Origin of the sequence: Nonomuraea fuscirosea (genome assembly GCF_003001935.1) — a bacterium.
GTDB lineage: Bacteria > Actinomycetota > Actinomycetes > Streptosporangiales > Streptosporangiaceae > Nonomuraea > Nonomuraea fuscirosea.
On record NZ_PVNG01000001.1, the window covers coordinates 353,087 to 370,893 of the forward strand.

General features: G+C 72.7%; 15 protein-coding genes. 8 read left to right on the plus strand and 7 right to left on the minus strand.

Annotated elements, in window-relative coordinates; all coding sequences use genetic code 11:
• Window positions 1–5: 5 nt before the first annotated feature.
• From B0I32_RS58700 to B0I32_RS01625, 7 genes are all read right to left on the minus strand, one after another.
• On the minus strand, window positions 6–320 hold the full coding sequence (locus B0I32_RS58700; RefSeq protein ID WP_219911589.1) for an MOSC domain-containing protein: 315 nt from the start codon (window positions 318–320) through the stop codon (window positions 6–8).
• A complete protein-coding gene (locus B0I32_RS01600; protein ID WP_106234282.1) occupies window positions 317–1,612 on the minus strand; it encodes an MFS transporter in 1,296 nt (431 codons plus the stop codon). The genes B0I32_RS58700 and B0I32_RS01600 overlap by 4 nt, the downstream gene beginning before the upstream one ends.
• Window positions 1,613–1,664: 52 nt before the next feature.
• The gene (locus B0I32_RS01605) at window positions 1,665–2,237 is read right to left on the minus strand and encodes a TetR/AcrR family transcriptional regulator (RefSeq protein ID WP_106234284.1); all 573 of its coding nucleotides are present in this window, start codon (window positions 2,235–2,237) and stop codon (window positions 1,665–1,667) included.
• A 41-nt stretch (window positions 2,238–2,278) separates the two neighbouring features.
• Window positions 2,279–4,519: a serine/threonine-protein kinase gene (locus B0I32_RS01610; protein WP_181306900.1), complete on the minus strand. Its 2,241-nt coding sequence runs from the start codon at window positions 4,517–4,519 to the stop codon at window positions 2,279–2,281.
• A gap of 255 nt (window positions 4,520–4,774) precedes the next feature.
• Window positions 4,775–6,154 carry a YlbE family protein gene (locus B0I32_RS01615; RefSeq protein WP_106234287.1) on the minus strand — a complete coding sequence of 460 codons (1,380 nt, stop codon included), beginning with the start codon at window positions 6,152–6,154 and terminating at the stop codon, window positions 4,775–4,777.
• A complete protein-coding gene (locus tag B0I32_RS01620; RefSeq protein WP_106234289.1) occupies window positions 6,151–7,500 on the minus strand; it encodes an AllF/FdrA family protein in 1,350 nt (449 codons plus the stop codon). The genes B0I32_RS01615 and B0I32_RS01620 overlap by 4 nt, the downstream gene beginning before the upstream one ends.
• Window positions 7,497–8,351 (minus strand): oxamate carbamoyltransferase subunit AllH family protein, encoded by an 855-nt coding sequence (locus B0I32_RS01625; protein ID WP_245955468.1) that lies wholly within the window; start codon window positions 8,349–8,351, stop codon window positions 7,497–7,499. Before B0I32_RS01625 ends, B0I32_RS01620 begins: the two co-directional genes overlap by 4 nt.
• Before the next feature lie 130 nt (window positions 8,352–8,481).
• On the opposite strand from B0I32_RS01625, the gene B0I32_RS01630 reads away from it, so the two are divergent.
• From B0I32_RS01630 to cutA, 8 genes are all read left to right on the plus strand, one after another.
• The gene (locus B0I32_RS01630; RefSeq protein ID WP_106234292.1) at window positions 8,482–10,083 is read left to right on the plus strand and encodes a PucR family transcriptional regulator; all 1,602 of its coding nucleotides are present in this window, start codon (window positions 8,482–8,484) and stop codon (window positions 10,081–10,083) included.
• 22 nt (window positions 10,084–10,105) lie between these two features.
• Window positions 10,106–10,309, plus strand: coding sequence for an RNA-binding S4 domain-containing protein (locus tag B0I32_RS01635; protein WP_245955547.1), 204 nt, complete (start codon window positions 10,106–10,108; stop codon window positions 10,307–10,309).
• A gap of 152 nt (window positions 10,310–10,461) precedes the next feature.
• Window positions 10,462–11,106 (plus strand): NYN domain-containing protein, encoded by a 645-nt coding sequence (locus B0I32_RS01640; RefSeq protein WP_181306901.1) that lies wholly within the window; start codon window positions 10,462–10,464, stop codon window positions 11,104–11,106.
• A 78-nt stretch (window positions 11,107–11,184) separates the two neighbouring features.
• Window positions 11,185–12,492 carry a uracil-xanthine permease family protein gene (locus B0I32_RS01645; RefSeq protein ID WP_219911591.1) on the plus strand — a complete coding sequence of 436 codons (1,308 nt, stop codon included), beginning with the start codon at window positions 11,185–11,187 and terminating at the stop codon, window positions 12,490–12,492.
• Window positions 12,493–12,686: 194 nt separating this feature from the next.
• The gene (locus B0I32_RS01650; RefSeq protein WP_106234297.1) at window positions 12,687–14,099 is read left to right on the plus strand and encodes a uracil-xanthine permease family protein; all 1,413 of its coding nucleotides are present in this window, start codon (window positions 12,687–12,689) and stop codon (window positions 14,097–14,099) included.
• Complete coding sequence (locus B0I32_RS01655; protein WP_106234299.1) at window positions 14,096–14,962, plus strand: FAD binding domain-containing protein; 867 nt, start codon at window positions 14,096–14,098, stop codon at window positions 14,960–14,962. Before B0I32_RS01650 ends, B0I32_RS01655 begins: the two co-directional genes overlap by 4 nt.
• Window positions 14,952–15,431 carry a (2Fe-2S)-binding protein gene (locus B0I32_RS01660; RefSeq protein WP_106234300.1) on the plus strand — a complete coding sequence of 160 codons (480 nt, stop codon included), beginning with the start codon at window positions 14,952–14,954 and terminating at the stop codon, window positions 15,429–15,431. The genes B0I32_RS01655 and B0I32_RS01660 overlap by 11 nt, the downstream gene beginning before the upstream one ends.
• The gene (gene cutA, locus B0I32_RS01665; RefSeq protein ID WP_106234302.1) at window positions 15,428–17,788 is read left to right on the plus strand and encodes an aerobic carbon-monoxide dehydrogenase large subunit; all 2,361 of its coding nucleotides are present in this window, start codon (window positions 15,428–15,430) and stop codon (window positions 17,786–17,788) included. The genes B0I32_RS01660 and cutA overlap by 4 nt, the downstream gene beginning before the upstream one ends.
• Window positions 17,789–17,807 lie beyond the last annotated feature (19 nt).

A 17,807-nucleotide genomic window follows, 5' to 3' on the forward strand; every position in this document is an offset into this window, starting at 1 on the left:
CTCAGCTACTTCGCCGCCGCGTCGCCGCAGTCGGTCAGCTCGACCGGGGTGCCCCACACGGTCACCGTGGAGCGCCACCCGGCGGGCGAGACCGGCAGCGGCGGCGCGTGCGGCCCCGTCAGGGTGAGCGCGCCGCCGTCGAGCCGGGCGACGCAGGCCAGCAGGCGCGGCTCCACACGGGCGGTGAGCACCTCGCCGTCCGCGCCGGTGACCAGGTAGCGGCGGTCGCCCGCCAGGCCCCACGGCTCCACCTCGGCCGCGGTGACCTCGTGTCCCGCCGTGGACTTGACGGGATAGAGGGAGATGCTCGCCAGCCTCATACGGCCGACCGTACCGGACGCGCGCCGGCGGTTTCCGGCATGACCGGAACCCGGCGGTGCAGGGCCGCGGCGAGCACCACGGCGGCCAGGGCCGCCACCCCGATCGCCGCGCCGATCCAGGCGACCGAGGCGTAGCCGAGGCCCGCCCCGATGGCCAGGCCGCCCAGCCAGGGGCCCACGGTGATGCCGACGTTGAAGGCGGAGACGTTCACCGCCGCGGCCAGCGTGGGCGCGTTCCTGGCCAGGGCGAACGGGCGGGCGTTCAGCGCGGGGTTGGTGCCGAAGCCGAACGCGCCGAGCAGGAAGATCAGCGGGACGGCGAGCAGCGCCGTGGTCGCGGACGCGGCCAGGGCGGCCGAGGTCAGGATGACGCCGGTGACGCCGGCGTACAGGAGGGGGAAGGGGCGCGCGTCGGCGATCCTGCCGCCGATGGTGATGCCGATCAGCGAGCCCACGCCGTAGAGGGCGAGGACGGCGGGCACCCAGGCGGCGTCCAGGCCGGTGGTGCCGATCAGCAGGGCGCTCAGGTAGCTGAAGGAGGCCAGGAGCGCGGCCGTGGTCAGGGCGGTGGTCGCGTACGCCAGCCAGAGCGCGGGCCGGGCCAGCGCGCGCAACTCGGCGGCGATTCCGGACGCCGGGCCCGGGGAGACGTCGGTAGCGGCGCCGGACGCCTGGTTGTCAGTGGGGTCAGAAACCGTGCCGGAAGCCGTGGTCGAGGTCGGGGCCGGGGTCGTGGTCCGCTGCGGGCGGCCGCCAGGGATGGTGACGAAGACGCCGATTCCGGCCAGTGCCGACATCGCGGCGACCGTCCAGAAGGCCGCCCGCCAGCCGAGGTGCTGGCCGATCATCGTCCCCGCGGACAGGCCGAGCACGGTCGCCACCGTCAGCCCGCCGGCCAGCACGCTCATCGCCTTGGCCCGGGCGTTGACGGGCACCATGCCGATCGCGGTGCTCGCCGCCACGGCCCAGAAGCCCGCGTACACGAAGGCTCCCGCCACGCGGGTGGCGAACAGCACGCCGTAGCTCGACGTCAGCGCGGCGACGACGTGGGTCAGCACGAAGATCGCGGTGAACGCCAGCAGCACCGTACGGCGTGGCCAGCGCGAGGTGACGATGGCCAGCACCGGCGCGCCCACCAGCATCCCCATCGCGAACGCCGAGATCAGCAGGCCCGCCTCCGGCACGGAGACGCCCAGATCGGCGGACATCACCGGGATCAGCCCGGCCAGCATCAGCTCGGACGTGCCCTGGGCGAAGATGGAGAGTCCCAGGATGTAGACCGCCAACGGCATGGCGACCCCCTCAATTTTAGATTGATCAGTACAAAACAAGGGCGGCAAAAGATCAGATCGCGTCCAGCGCGACTTTCGCGATCGACTCGAGCGCGGCCCGGCTCGTCCCGCCCCTGGCGGCCACCCCCAGGCCGTTGATCGTGGCGGTGACGAAGTGGGCCAGGGCCAGCGGGTCCTTGTCCGCGCCGATCTCGCCGCGCAGCCGGGCGGTCTCGAGGGCGGACCTGATGACCTGGACCCGCAGGTCGGTGTCGCGGCGCAGCAGCTCGGCGACGCTCTGGTCGTGCGGGGCCAGCTCGACCAGCGTGTTGATCACCAGACAGCCGGCCGGATCGGCGGGTTCGGGGTCGACCGACCACCACAGCAGCGTCCTGATCTTCTCCTTGACCGGCCCCTCGCCCGTCATCAGCTCGGTGAACTGCGCGTTGCGCCAGGCCGTGTAGTGCAGCAGCGCCTTCACGAACAGATCGTGCTTGCTGGCGAAGGTGTTGTAGATGCTGCTGCGCCCGAGGCCGGTCGCGGCGCACAGGTCCTGAGTCGAGGTGGCCTCGTAGCCCGCGTCCCAGAACGCGCGCATGGCCGCCTCGACCGCCCGCGTCTCCTCGAACTTCCTCGGTCGTGCCACGAGAGGCACGCTACCCGTTTTGGAATGGTCAGTGCAATACGTCAGGCCTGCCGGAACGTGTTCAGGAACACCTCGCGGGTGCCGGCCTGGTCGTCCCACTTGAGCTCGGGCAGATCGAACGTGATCTTGAACGCGGCCTTCTTGTCGATCGAGACGTACCTGGTCAGGGCGTGCATGGGGACGCCGTTGGGGGTGGTGTAGGTGTACTCCCAGTCGGCGGCCTGCCAGTCGCGGTAGTCCACGCTCTGCAGCTGCACCTGGATGTAGCTCTCCAGCCCGCCGTCCGCCTCCTGCCGGCCCAGCGCGGTCAGCCCGCCGTCGGACTGCGGGGTGGCCCGCTCCACGACGATCCGCATCCCGGAGTCCTTCGGCCCGCTGAAGGTGGACCTGTCGCCGTCGTCACCCGGCTTCCAGCTCGCGGGCGCGGCGGCGGCGAAACCGGCGCCCGTGTGCATCGTGTAACCCTCGGGCGCGCTGGACGGCCCGTCGTCCGCCTTCAGCGGCGAGACGCCCGACGTGGCGGCTCCCGTGGCGACGGCCGTGGCCGCGGTGGGCGGCGTCCCCGGCGACCCGCCGGTCAGGATGATCAGCACGGCGCCCGTCACGACGGTCAGCGCCAGCAGGGAGCTGATGATCGTCAGGGGCGTGGGCCGGCCGTCGCGGACCCAGGGGCCGTCGTCCTCCTCGCTCCTGCGCCGGCTCTTGCCCGCGCGGGGAGTGGCGCTGGGCAGCGTGGTCAGGCGGTCGCGGCCGATGTCGCGCGACAGGCCGCGCGACTGCTCGCGCAGGTCGTCGGGCGAGGCCAGCGGCCAGGGGGTGGCGGCGGAGGCGCGGCTGTCGGTGGTCAGCGGCAGGATCGGCTGGGGACGCGGCCAGGCCGGGCTGTCCAGGTCGTCGTCCGGGTGCCGGCCCGTCCTGGGGCCGGGAGGAGCGCCGAAGGGCATCCCGGCCGGGCCCGAACTGCTCGCGAGGGAGTCGTACGGGCCGGAGGAACTGGCCAGGGAGTCGTAGGGGCCGGAGGAGCCGGGCCGGGAGTTGTACGGGCCCGAACCGCTCGCCAGGGAGTCGTACGGGCCCGAATTGCTCGCGAGCGAGTCGTACGGGCCGGAGGAACTGGCCAGGGAGTCGTAGGGACCGGAGGAGCCGCCCCGGGAGTCGTACCCGCCCGAACCGCTCGCGAGCGAGTCGTACGGACCCGACGAGCTCGCCAGGGAGTCGTACGTGCCGGGACGCGGGCCGGAAGGGGCGCCGGGCATACGCGGCAACTGCGGCAGCTGGTCGGTGCGGTGGCCGGCCGACGGGCTCGTCAGACCGTCGTAGGGCGGCATCGAGTAGCCGCCGGACGGGTTGCCCTGCGGGTCGTAGGGCACCCGTACCGGACCTGAGGGCGTCTCCACGATCCGTGAGGGCATCGGCCCCGACGGAGTGTCCAGCGGCGGCAGTAGCCCCGCGGGCGTGGGGTTGGACTGGCTGGGCAGCGCCTCGGGCGTGCGCGGGCGGGGCGCGCCGTGCGCGCGCAGCACCGCCTCCAGCATCTCGATGACCTGGGCCGAGGTCAGCCGCCGCGCCGGATCCTTGAGCAGCAGCCCCTCGATCACCGGCAGCAGCGAGCCGGCCCGCTGCGGCGTGATCGGGTCCTGGGTGAGCACGGAGCCGAGCACCGCGACCGGGTCGGGCCCCTCGTACGGCGGGCGGCCCTCGACCGCGGCGTACAGGGTGGCGCCGAACGACCACAGGTCGGCCGCCTGCGTGATCGGCTGGCCGGACAGGCGCTCCGGCGGGATGTACGCGGGCGAGCCCATGAGCAGCCCGGTCTGCGTGATCGTGACGTCGCCCTCGATGGCCGCGATGCCGAAGTCGGTCAGCACCACCCGGTCCGAGGTGAGCAGCACGTTGCCCGGCTTGATGTCGCGGTGCAGGATCCCGGCGGCGTGCGCGTGCCGCACCGCGTCGAGCACCCGGATGCCGATCTCGGCGGCCTGGATCACCGGCAGCGGCCCGCTCTGGCGCACGGCCTGCTCCAGGGACCAGGCCCGGACCAGCTCCATCACGATCCAGGGGCGGCCGTCCTCCTCGACGACGTCGTGCACGGTCACGATGCCGGGATGCGTCAGCCGCGCGGCCGACCTGGCCTCGCGCAGCATGCGCCGGTGGGCGACCTGCTTGCCGGCGTGGTCGAGGCCGTAGGGGAGGATCAGCTCCTTGACCGCGACGTCCCGGTCGAGCAGCACGTCATGCGCGTGCCACACCATGCCCATGCCGCCCCTGCCGACGGGCGACATCAGTCGGTAGCGCCTGCCGATCAGGCGTCCCTGGCTCTGTGAAGCGCCCCCCGTGGCACCTTCCTCTGAGCCGGGCCCGCTGAGCAAGCGGTCGGCTGCCATGTTCCGCCCCCATCTCGCCTCATCCGTCACGTGCGTTTCCACGCTACTTGCAGATTATGAGGATCGTTACGATATCGGCGGCGAATGCGCAAGGGAAGGTGATGTTGCCTTACATAAGTTCCGACGTGGGGATATGTCGGAATTTAAAATGGATCACTTAATCGCCTCGGCGAGAGCGCGCAGCGCGCTGGTGAACGCCTCGACCGGCGGCTCGACCAGCCCCGCCCCCACCTGCCCCGTTCCGGCGACCCGGCCCGCGATCCCGGTGTTGACCACCGGCAGCAGGCCTGTCCGCGCCACGAGCGTGACGTCGATGCCGACCGGCGTGCCGCGGAAACCGAGGCCGGGGATCTGGAAGGCGGGATGCTCGGCCAGCGTGATCTCGTACATCGAGCGGGTGGCCCGCACCGCGTCCGCCACCTCGCCGCCGACGAACCGCACGATCGCCGGCGACGCCGCCATCGCGAACCCGCCCACTCCTGACGTCTCCGTGATCGTGGAGTCGCCGATGTCGGGGTTGGCGTCGGCGGGGCCGTACGAGCCGAGGTAGAGCCCGTCGGGCACGCCCGCGGGGCCGGTGAACCAGCGCCCGCCCAGCCCTGAGACCTGGATGCCGAAGTCGGTGCCGTTCCGCGCCATCGCGACGACCAGGGACGAGCCGGGAACGTCGCGGGCCGCGTCGGTGGCCGCCTTGGCGGCGGCCATGCCCGCGTTGAGGAAGAAGTGGTCGTTGCCGTGGATGAAGCGCAGCACCGCCGCCGCGTCGGAGGGGGCGGCCTCGACCACGGCGGGAGCCAGCTCGCGCAGCAGCAGCGAGGTGGCGGCGCGGTTGCGGTTGTGCAGCTCGTCGCCCATCTGCAGCGCCTGCGCCATCAGCCAGCGCAGGTCGATCGGGCCCGTACGCTCCAGCGCGCCCGCCAGGGCCGGGCCGAGCACCCCGTCCATCCAGCGCAGCCGCTCCAGCACCTCGGGCCCGTACGCGCCGTAGCGCAGCACCTTGCCCAGGCCCTCGTTCAGGGAGCAGTACGCGGTGCCGCCGTGCTCGTCGTCGCGTACCTCGAACAGCCACATGGACGGGCTCACCACGCCCGCCATCGGGCCGACGGTCGCCTGCTCGTGGCACGGGCGGAGCGCGACCGCGCCCGCCGCGAGCCGGTCGGCGGCGTCGTGCTCGTCGGCCGCCAGGTCCTCCAGCAGCATCGCGCCGATCAGCGCGCCGCGCATCGGGCCCGAGGCGCGCTCCCAGGTGATCGGCGGGCCCGCGTGCAGGAACACGCCGGGCCCGAGCACCTCGGACGCCCGCCGCACGCCCACCAGATGCGGGCGGGCGGAGACGAGCCGGGCCACGGCCCACTCGTTCGCCTCGTGCCGGCGCGGGTCGGCCAGCACCCTGGCCAGGTCCTCGGCGGTGCCGGGCAGCGGCGGCCGCCAGGCGACCGGCGTCGTCGGCACGGCCTGCGCCCGCAACGCCTCGTCCAGCAGCCCCGCGCCGACGGTGATCACCCGGGGTGGTGCGTCGAGCAAAGAACTCACAGGAGGCTCCTGGCGTGGCGGGCGGCCTGGGCGTTGGACAGGAAGACGGCCGCGCCCGCCTCGCGGAAGGCCCCCGCCTGGCGGTGCAGATCCTGCGGGTCGCCCTCGGTGCCGATCAGGGCGAGCACGACGGTGGCGGGGCTGCGCGCGATCGGATGGGCGAGCGAGGCGGCCGGATCGGGGTCGGCGCCGTGCCCCAGGACGACGTCCATGAGCACCACGTCCGTCTCCGCGGCCCGCCCCAGCGCCTCCACGCGCAGCGCCGGGTCGATCATCGGATGCGCCCTGCCCCTGGTGTAGGCGTCGTCCCCGAAGTCGGTGAACTCCCCTGCGCCGGCCACCGCGGCGGCCTCCACGCTCAGGGTGCCGCCCGCGTACAGACCCCTGATCCGGTGCGGCGTGGCCCGGCCGCCGCGCCACGCGGGCCAGGACGGCCACTCGGGAACGGACCTGCCGAGGGCCCGCAGCGCCTGCTCGGCCGCCTCCGTCAGATCGGGCGCGCCCGGCCCGAGCAGAGCCCGCACCACGGGCGTGCGCAGCGGCAGCGCCTCGATGGCCCGCGCCACCTCGGGGGCCGGCGGCTTGGAGATCAGCACGATCAGCTCGGTGCCCGGGTCGTCGTCCAGCATGCGCAGCGCCCGCCGCGCCGACAGCCCGCCCACCTCGGCCGACAGGTCCCTGCCGCCCACGCCGAGCACGTGGCTCACGCCGGTGCCGGCCCGGTCGAGCAGGCACGTCACCTGCTGCGCGCCGGTGCCGGACGCGGCGACCACGCCGACGGGGCCGGGCGTCAGCACGTTCGCGAAGCCCAGGCCCGCGCCCGCGATGACCGCGGTGCCGCAGTCGGGGCCCATGACCAGGACGTCCCGCGCCTCGGCCCGCTCCTTGAGCAGGCGCTCCCGCTCGACGGTGACGCCGTCGCTGAAGATCATCACGTTGAGTCCTGCCTCGACGGCGTCCAGGGCCTCGAAGAAGGCGTACTCGCCCGGGGTCGAGACCAGGACGAGGTCGGCGGGACCGCGGGCGGCGGCCGAGCGGGTGGTCAGCGGCGGCTGCTCGCCGGAGTTCTCTTCCGGCCTGGGCGCCGCGGTGAGCTGCCGGTCGGCCTCCTCGACCGCCGCGTCCGTGTCACGCGCCCGTACGGCGATCACGAGGTCGCCCGGGTCGGCCTCCGGCACGCCGAAGCCCATCTCCCGCAGGATCGACACGTTGAGCTCGGTCGCCATGGCGACCATGGCCGCGTGCACGCCGGGCAGCTCCGACAGCGCCCGGCTGACCCGCATCAGCGTCACCGAGTCGTGGTAGGTCCCTCTCCGTACGAGCACCGCCTGGGGCAGGCCGTTCATCGGGCCCCGCTCAGCGAGCGGACGGCCCGTACCCCGATCGCGACACCCTGGGCCAGGTCGGCGCCAGAGGTGTGGCCGAGCCGGTGCAGCCGGCGCAGGGCCGGTTCGAGCGCCTGCCTGCCCGCGATGCCGCGCAGCACCGCGATCACCTCGGGACTGGCCTCGCCCCTGGCCGCGCAGTGCAGCAGCGTGGCGGACAGCGGCGTCGTCCGCGTCCGCGCGTCGAACGTGACGGTCGCCGCCAGCCAGCCGGCCAGCCACTGCGGCCGCTCCGCCCGCGCCGCCCGCCCCAGGTGCCGCAGCGTCACCAGCAGCCCCGCCAGCACGTCGTCACCGCTCGGCGTCAGCCCGGGGCCCAGCCCCACCAGCCGCTCCGCCGCCGTCACCGCACCCAGCAGCCAGCCCCTGGCGCAGCTGTCGGCCAGTTGCTCCACCGCCTCGTCGCCGGCCAGCCCGGCCCCCGGCGGATCGGCCAGAGCGGCCTCCGCCTCCGCCAGGCGGGCCGGATCGAGCCGTCCCAGCGGCGGCGCGGGATCCCACCATCGCCGTACGCTCAGGCTCAGCGGCCCCAGATCGATCGTCCGGTCGCCCACCGTCGCCTCGTCACCCACCGTGAGCTGCGGCAGCGGCGTGGACAGCAGCACCGAGTTGGGCAGCCGGGTGGCGTCGCCGGTGATGACGGCGATCACGGACGGCTCCAGATCGGTCCTGACCTCCAGGTACACGCCCGCGGGGAACGCAGCCAGCACCCGGGCCGGGCGTCGCTGGGACTCGAGGACGGGGCGCACCGCCGTACTGGCCGCGCCGGACACGTGAGCGCGGGTACGCCGAGCATGAGTACTGACGGTCACCAGACCTCCCAACCGACCTTGGTCCTGACCGTAGAACGGCCGGTGAACCCTCCGTACGGGTAAATTTGCCAACAGTCAGCGGGAAGGTTGGCTCTTCCTGACAGACCGCTTCTGGGTTCACAATTTCCTCATGGAGCCCCCCGTCCGTCTCGCCAGCACCGGCACGATCATCCACGGCGTGTCCGTCGGTGAGGTGCTCGGCGTGTCCACCCTCGCCGACGCCCGGCTGATCGCGGGGGAGAGCGGGCTGGGCCGCATCGTGCAGCGGCTCAACGTCATGGAAGTGCCCGACATCCTGGCCTGGGTCAAACCGCACGAACTGCTGCTCACCACCGGCTACCCGCTGCGCAACACGCCCCAGTCGCTCGGGCGGCTGGTGGCCGACCTGGACGAGCGCGGCCTGGCCGCGCTGGCGATCAAACTCGGCCGGTACGTGGACGAGTTGCCCGACGAGATGGTCGAGCAGGCGGACCGGCTCGGCTTCCCCCTCATCCTGCTGCCGAACGACGTCGGCTTCGACGACATCCTCAACCAGGTGCTGACCGACATCCTCAACCGCCAGGCCGCCGTGCTGGCCAGGGCGGAGGAGGCCCACCGGGCGCTGGTGCAGGTGGTGCTGGCCGGAGGCGGGCTGAACGAGGTCGCCGCCGAGGTGGCCCAGCTGCTCGACGTGTCGGTGGCGGCCGTGGACGGCTCGGGCGGCGTGCTGGCCACCGCCGGCGCCGCCGAGCACGTGAAGGTGCTGCGCGAGTCGATCTCCCGCGAGGGCCCGCCGCTCTCGCCGGCCACCGGCCGCGTGCGCTCGTTCGCCTCGGTGCCCGTCCTGGCCGGCGGCCACCACCACGGCAGGATCGTCGCCTACAGCCCGTCGGGGGCGATCGGCAACGCCGACGTCGGCATCCTGGAACGTGCCGCCACCGTCGCCGCGCTCGTCGTCACCCGGCAGGAGGCGGTCAACGCCGTCGAGAGCAAGTACCGGGCCGACTTCCTGCGCGACGTGCTCACCGGCCGGGCCGGCACCCCCGAGCGGATCACGGCCAGGGCCAGGGCGTTCGGCTGGGATCTGGCGCGGACGGTGACCGTCCTGGTGGCCGAGCTGGACCCGGACGGCGACGAGCGCAGCGCCCAGGACCGGCTGGTGGCCTGCTGGACGGCCGCGATCAGGCGGCACGACCCGCGCGGCGCGGTGGCCGGGTTCTCCCACGAGGTGGTGGCCGTGGTGGACGCCGCGCTCGACGCCGCCAGGGTGGCCAAGGACGCCGCCTCGGCCTTCGCCGACGTGCCGCCCGCCACCTTCTCCACCGGCACCTCCCGGCCCAGCCCCGGGGCGGCGACGCTGCCGGAGGCGTACTCGCAGGCGCTCAAGGCGGCCAGGGTCGGCCGGCAGCTGCACGGGCCCGGGGCGGTGGCCCACTTCGACCAGCTCGGCGTGTACCGGCTGCTGTCACTGGTCAACGACACCGACGAACTGCACGCGTTCGTCCGGGAGACGCTCGGGCCGCTGGCCGCCGACGACGACGCCGAGAACGCCGACCTGCGGCGCACCCTCCAGGTGCTGCTGGAGACCAATCTGAACGTGGCGGAGACGGCGCGGCGGCTGCACTTCCACTACAACACGCTGCGCTACCGGATCGGGAAGCTGGAACGCCTGCTCGGCAACTTCACCGACGACCCCCACCTGCGGCTCAACCTGACCCTGGCCCTGCACGTGCTGCGCATGCGGGGCATCTAGCCTGCCCCTAGGCTTGGACGTCGTGGACTTCGAACTGCGCTCTGACTACATCCCGCTGTGCGACCTGCTGAAGTACTGCGGGATCACGGAGACCGGCGGCATGGCCAAGCACCTCATCGCCGAGGGGATGGTCTCGGTGGACGGCGAGATCGAGCTGCGCAAGCGAGCCAAGATCCGATCGGGGCAGGTCGTGAGCGGGGAGGGCTTCTCGATCCGGGTGGAGTGAGCGCGGCGGACATCTACGAAAAGTCACCACGTCATTACGCGTTGTTTACTAGCATCGGGCCCGCCGGAAAAAGAAACGGCCCCCTGACGGGGGCCGTAAAGCCCGGGAACTGAGTGCCGGGCGCTCTGACTCCATGCTAGGAGATAGTGGCTGTGCGTGACAAGCCGAACGACGGAAACGGCCGCGTGGGCGTCTACGTCGACGGATTCAACCTCTACTACGGGCTCAGGCAGCTGAGCGGGCGTCGCGACCTTTGGCTCGATCTCGCAGGGCTCGCCCGCGAGCTGCTGCGCGACGGCCAGTCCCTGGAAGTGGTGCGCTATTTCACCACCATCGTGCGCGGCGACCGCCAGGCCGCCGCCCGGCAGCGCGTCTATCTGGCGGCTGTGCAGAGCCAGGGAGTGGACGTGGTGCTCGGGCGGTTTCAGGAGCGGCGCAACCGGTGTCACTCCTGCGGTCTGTCGTGGCGGTCCTACGAGGAGAAGAAGACCGACGTCGCCATCGCCAGCGCCATGGTGGCGGACACCGCGCTCGATAGGGTGGACATGGTCATGCTCATCTCCGCCGACACCGATCTCTGCGGCGCTGTCGAGACGATCCGGACGATCGATGACGGGCGCGGAACCAAGACACGGGTGGTCAGCGTGTTCCCGCCGGGCAAGGGCGCGAACGAGCTTCGCCGGTGCAGCGACGCCTGGTTCCCCCTCGGGCAGGCGATGGTGCGCAAGTGCCAGTTCCCCGACACGCTGACGGGTCCAGGCGGAGACGTTTACCGACGCCCGGCGTACTGGAACTGAAGCTCACCCTCTATTGTGCTCTCCGACACAAGTCGGGGAGACGAATCCGCTGGTCAGGCGGGAGATCGAGGTGCGGGCGTGGCGTTCGGGTGGAAGGTGCACGGCGATGGGAAGCGCCTGACGCCGGGTGAGGTGGTCAAGCCGGACGAGCGGCTGAGCTGGCCCAGGATGGTCGGGATCGGGGCGCAGCACGTCATCGCCATGTTCGGCGCGACCTTCGTGTTCCCGCTCGTCATGGGGCTCGACGCCAACCTGGCCGTGATGATGTCCGGCGTGGCGACGATCCTGTTCCTGCTGATCGTGAAGGGCCGGATCCCGAGCTACGTGGGGTCGAGCGCGTCCTTCGTCGGGGCCGTGGTGGCGATCAGGGCGGCCGGGGGCGGCGACGCCACCGTCACCGGGGCGCTGCTGGTCGTGGGCGTCGTGCTGGCCGGGTGCGGGTACGCGATCCACCGGCTGGGCGTGGGCGTGATCCACCGGGTCTTCCCGCCGATCGTCACCGGCGGCGTGGTGATGCTGATCGGGTTCGGGATGGCGTACGTGGCGGCGGACGTCTACTGGCCCAAGGACCCGTGGGTGGCGCTGCTGACGATGGCGGCCACGTTCGTGTTCATCGGGGTGTTCCGCGGGTTCCTGGGCCGGATCGGGGTGCTGCTGGGGCTCGTGTTCGGGTTCCTGCTGTCGTGGGGATGGGACCTCGTCGGCGGGCGGATCCTGGCGCCGGACGACAGCGGGCGGGTCACCGAGCACTTCCGGGTGAACCTGGACGCCGTGGCGCAGGCCGACTGGATCGGGCTGCCGTCGCTGCACGGGCCGGTGTTCGAGGTGTCGGCGATCGTGCTGGTGCTGCCCGTGGTGATCGCGCTGATCGCCGAGAACGTGGGGCACGTCAAGGCCGTGGGGGAGATGACCGGGGCCGACGTGGACGCCTACATGGGGCGGGCGGTGCTGGCCGACGGCGTCGGCACGGTCGTGGCCACGTCCGTCGGCGGGCCGGCCACCACGACGTACGCCGAGAACATCGGGGTCATGGCGGCCACCCGGGTGTACTCGACGGCCGCCTACTACATCGCGGCCGTCATCGCGATCCTCTTCGGGCTCTGCCCCAAATTCGGGGCGCTCGTCGCGGCCACGCCCGGCGGTGTGCTGGGCGGGGTGACGACCATCCTGTACGGCATGATCGGCCTGCTCGGCGCCAAGATCTGGATCGAGAACCGGGTGAACCTGTCGGACCCGGTCAACCTGGTGCCCGTCGGGGCCGGGATCATCTGCGCCATCGGGCCCGTCGCGTTGCCGATCACCGGCACGTTCGCGCTGAGCGGGATCGCGCTGGGCACCATCGTGCTGCTGGCCGGCTACCACCTGCTGCGCGTCACCCGCCGATAGCCCCCTGGACGCGGGCCCGGCCGATCCCGCGCGAGCCCTTCACACGCCGCCACTTTTCATGTGCGCGAGGTTCACCCTGGTCTGCCGGTCAGATTTGGCAGATCATGCCCGTGTAGGTGCGTGCCGTCGGGCCTAATGTGCCCGCAAAGCGGAGCGTGCCGCCGGCCCAGCCGCCCAGTACAAGAGGGGCTCGCATGGTTGTGGGATGGACCAAACACGGTGACGGCAGACATCTGGCACCCGGCGAGGTGGTCAGACCCGACGAGAGGCTGAGCTGGCCCCGGATGGTGGGGTTCGGGGCGCAGCACGTGATCGCGATGTTCGGCGCGACGTTCGTGTTCCCCCTGGTGATGGGGCTGGACCCGAACGTCGCGGTGATGATGTCGGGCGTCGCGACGATCCTGTTCCTGCTGATCGTGAAGGGCAAGGTGCCCAGCTACCTGGGCACCAGCGCGTCCTTCGTGGGCGGCGTGTTCGCCATCAGGGCCGCCGCCGGCGGCGACACGGCGGGCGCGGACGCCGTCGTGACCGGCGCGATCCTGGTCGCCGGGTTCATGCTGGCGCTGGCCGGGCTGGCCATCCACTTCCTCGGCGTGGACGTCATCCACCGCGTCTTCCCGCCCGTGGTCACCGGCGCGGTGGTGATGCTGATCGGGTTCGGGCTGGCGTTCGTGGTGGCGGACGTCTACTGGCCGCAGGACCACTGGATGGCCCTGGTCACGATGGTCATCACGTTCGTGGTGATCGTCGCGTTCAAGGGGTTCATCGGGCGCGTCGGCGTGCTGATCGGGCTGGTGTCCGGGTTCGTGCTGTCGTGGGTGCTGGACCTGACCGCGGGGCCCGTCACGTCGGTGCTGCCGGGCGCCAACCTGCGGGACGCGGCGGGTGCGGCCTGCCCGGCCGAGGGGACGTACTGCGTGGCGACGGCCTTCCCGCACGACCGGGTCAGCTTCGACGCCGTGTCCTCCGCGCCCTGGTTCGGGCTGCCCAGCTTCCACGCGCCCGACTTCAAGACCTCGGCGGTGCTGCTGGTGCTGCCCGCCGTGATCGCGTTGATCGCGGAGAACATCGGGCATGTGAAGGCCGTGGGGGAGATGACCGGCACGGACCTGGACCCGTACGTGGGGCGGGCGGTCACGGCCGACGGCGTCGCGACCGTGCTGACCAGCGCCGTCGGCGGGTCGCCGACGACCACGTACGCCGAGAACATCGGCGTGATGGCGGCCACCAAGGTCTACTCGACGGCCGCGTACTACATCGCCGGCGTCATCGCGATCCTGTTCGGTCTGTGCCCGAAGTTCGGGGCGCTGGTCGCGGCCACCCCCGGCGGCGTGCTCGGCGGGGTGACGGTGATCCTGTACGGCATGATCGGCCTGCTCGGCGCGAAGATCTGGATCGAGAACAAGGTGGACTTCGCCGATCCGGTGAACATGGTTCCGACCGGAGCGGGCATCATCCTGGCCATCGGACCCGTGAGCCACTTCATCGGCGGAGACTTCACCCTTGAGGGCATCGCGCTCGGCACGATCGTGGTGCTGGGCGGATACCACCTGCTGCGCGCCATCGCCGGCCGCACTCCCGTGCCCGCCAGGAGCGAGGCCGGGTGAAGCCGCCGCCCTTCGAGTACCATGCGCCGCGCGACCTCGGCGCGGCGCTGCGGACCCTCGCCGAGGTGGACGGCAAGGTGCTGGCCGGCGGCCAGAGCCTCATCCCGATGCTCAACATGCGGCTGGCGGCGCCCGCCCATCTCGTGGACATCAACCGGGTCGGCGGGCTCGGCGCGAGCGAGGTCACCCCTGAGGGGGTGCGGGTGGGCGCGCTGGCCCGGCACGCCGAGGTGGAGCGGGCCGCGGCGCATCCGCTGCTCACCCGCGCGCTCAAGCTGGTCGCCCACCCCGTGATCCGCAACAGGGGGACGGTGGTGGGCAGCCTGGTGCACGCCGACCCGGCGGCCGAGCTGCCCGCCGTGCTGGCGGTGCTGGGCGGGAGCGTGCGCGCGGCCCGCTGGGACACCGCCGGCGGCGGCCCCGTGCTGCGGGAGGTGCCGGCGGAGGAGTTCTTCGTCGGCCCCATGGAGTCGGCGCTCGGCCCGGACGAGCTGGCCGTGTCGGCGTTCTTCCCGGCGCTGCCGGAGGGGAGCGGGGCCGCGTTCGAGGAGGTGAGCCGCAGGCACGGCGACTACGCGCTGGCGGGCGTGTGCGCGGTGGTCACGGTCGGCGCCGACGGCGCGGCCCGCGCGCGGGCCGCGTGCGTCGGGGTCGGCGCCGGGCCCGTCGTGGTCGACCTGGGCGAGCTGGGGCCGGTGCGGCGGGCCGGCTGGAAGGCGGCGGCGGCCCTCGTACGCGAGGCGACCGATCCGGAAGAGGACATCCACGCCACCGCCGCCTACCGCCGTCACCTGGTGGGCGTGCTGGCCGAGCGGGCGCTGCGGAACGCGGCGCGGGAAGGGGCGGCGGCCCGTGGAGCATGAGATCACCCTCGTCGTGAACGGCACCGCCAGGCGGGTCCGCGTCCCCGCGCGCCGCCTGCTGTCCGACTGCCTGCGCCACGACCTCGGCCTGACCGGCACCCACGTGGGCTGTGAGCACGGCGTCTGCGGCTGCTGCACGGTGCTGCTCGAAGGACGGCCGGTGCGCTCGTGCCTGACGTTCGCCGTGACCGTGGACGGGGCCGAGATCACCACCGTCGAGGGCCTGGCCGGGAGCGACGGCCGGCTGTCGGCGGTGCAGCGGGCCTTCGCCGAGTGCCACGGGCTGCAGTGCGGGTTCTGCACGCCGGGCTTCCTGTGCACGGTGACGGCCCTGCTGGCCGACAACCCGGTCCCCACGGACGACGAGGTGATCGAGGGGATCTCGGGCAACCTGTGCCGCTGCACCGGCTACCAGAACATCGTCAAGGCCGTGCACCGGGCCGCCGAGCTGCGGGCGGAGGAGACATGACGACGAAGCTGTTCGGCGAGCCCGTGCAGCGGCGCGAGGATCCGCGGCTGCTCACCGGGCAGGGCCGCTACCTCGACGACCTGGGCCGGGAGGCGCTGGCGGCGGCGTTCGTGCGCTCGCCGCACGCCCACGCCCGCATCCGCGACATCGACGTCGGCCCCGCACTCGACGTGGAGGGGCTCGTCGCCGTCTACACCTGGGAGGACCTGCCGGAACGGGTCGGCCGGGCGCTGCCGCTGCTCATCCCGCACCCCGCGCTGACTCACGGGCGCACCGCGTACCCCCTGGCCAGGGAGGTCGTCAGGCACGTCGGCGAGCCGGTGGTCATGGTGGTGGCCACCGACCGGTACGCCGCCGAGGACGCCTGCGCGCTCATCGAGGTCGACTACGAGCTGCGCAAGCCGGTCGTCGGCCTGGAGGAGGCCGTGCACGGGGCCCAGCTCGTGCACGAGGACGTGCCCGGCAACGTCGGCGCGCACCTCGTCCAGGAGGTCCCGGCGCCCGGCGGGCACGGCGCGAGGGAGGCGATCGAGGCCGCGCCGCACACGCTGTCCTTCCGGCTCGACATCGAGCGCAGCGCCAGCATGCCGCTGGAGGGCCGCGGCGTGTACGCCCGCTGGGACGGCCGCGACCTGCGCGTCTACTCCAGCACCCAGACCTCCACCAGCGTCCGCATGGCGGTCGCCGCCGCGCTCGGCCTGCCGCTGCCCCAGGTCGAGGTGATCGCGCCCGACGTGGGCGGCGGCTTCGGGGTCAAGATCGTGCACCCGTGGCCCGAGGAGGTGCTCGTCCCCTGGGCCGCGATGACGCTCGGGCGCGAGGTCAAGTGGGCCGAGGACCGGCGCGAGCACTTCATCTCCTCCGCGCACGAGCGGGCCCAGGTGCAGCACGTGCGGGTGGGGTTCGACGACGAAGGGCGAGTCCTGGGGCTTGACGTCTCGATCCTGCACGATCACGGCGCCTACACGCCGTACGGGATCATCGTGCCGATCGTCACCTCCACGCAGCTGCTGGGGCCGTACCGGGTGGGCGCCTACCGGGTCGAGTTCACCGCCGTCTACACCAACACCGTGCAGGTGACCCCCTACCGGGGGGCCGGGCGGCCGCAGGGCGTGTTCTGCATGGAACGCACGATGGACAAGATCGCGCGCCACCTGGGCAAGGACCGCACCGCCGTCAGGGAGGCCAACTTCATCCGCCCCGAGGAGTTCCCGTACGACCAGGGGATGATCTTCCAGGACGGGCGGCCGCTCATCTACGACAGCGGCGACTACCCCGAGATGCTCCGCATGATCAAGGAGCTGATCGGCTGGGACTCCTTCGAACGGCGTCCCGGCCGGGGCATCGGGATCGGCTGCTACGTCGAGGGCACCGGCGTCGGCCCGTACGAGGGCGGCCACGTGCAGATCACCTCCGACGGCCGGGTGCACGTCTCCACCGGCCTCACCTCGCAGGGGCAGGGCCACGAGACGGCCTTCGCCCAGATCGCCGCGGCCGAGCTGGGCGTGCCCATCGAGCGCGTCAGCGTGGTCACCGGCGACACCCGCAGGTTCGCCTACGCGGTCGGCACGTTCGCCTCCCGCGCCGCCGTGGTCAGCGGCAACGCCATCGCGCTGGCCTGCCGCAAGGTGCGCGAGAAGGCGCTGCGCATCGCCGCCGACGCCCTGGAGGCCGACCCGGCCGACCTCGACATCGCCGACGGCCTCGTGCACGTGGCCGGCACCCCGTCCGCGTCCATCCCGCTGTCCACGGTGGCGGTGCTGGCCAACCCGCTGCGGTACGCCTTCGACGAGGAGGCGGCCAAGGCCACCCAGTTCTCCGGCACCGCCTCGCCCGACCGGCCGCCGGTGGCCGAGGGCGAGGAGCCGGGGCTGGAGGGGCGCGACTACTACTCGCCGATCAGGTCCACGTTCGCGGCCGGCATGCACGCCGCCGTCGTCGAGACCGACCCGGACACCGCCGAGATCAAGGTCGTCCGGTACGCGGTCGTGCACGACTGCGGCCGGCTGATCAACCCCATGATCGTCGAGGGGCAGATCCACGGCGGCGTCGCCCAGGGCATCGGCGGCGCCCTGTACGAGCGCATGGTCTACGACCAGCACGGCCAGCTCGTCAACGCCTCCTTCATGGACTTCCTGATGCCGTACGCCACCGAGGTCCCGCACGTCGAGACCGATCACCTGGAGACGCCCTCGCCGCTCAACCCGCTCGGCATCAAGGGCGCGGGCGAGGCCGGCGTGATCCCCGTCTCGGCCGTGATCGCCTCGGCCGTCGAGGACGCCGAGGGCTTCGCGGTCGACCGCATGCCCATCTCCCCGTCCGAGCTGTTCGAGGCGAGGCGGCGCAACCGCGGGTGACGGGGGTGGGATGATCGGC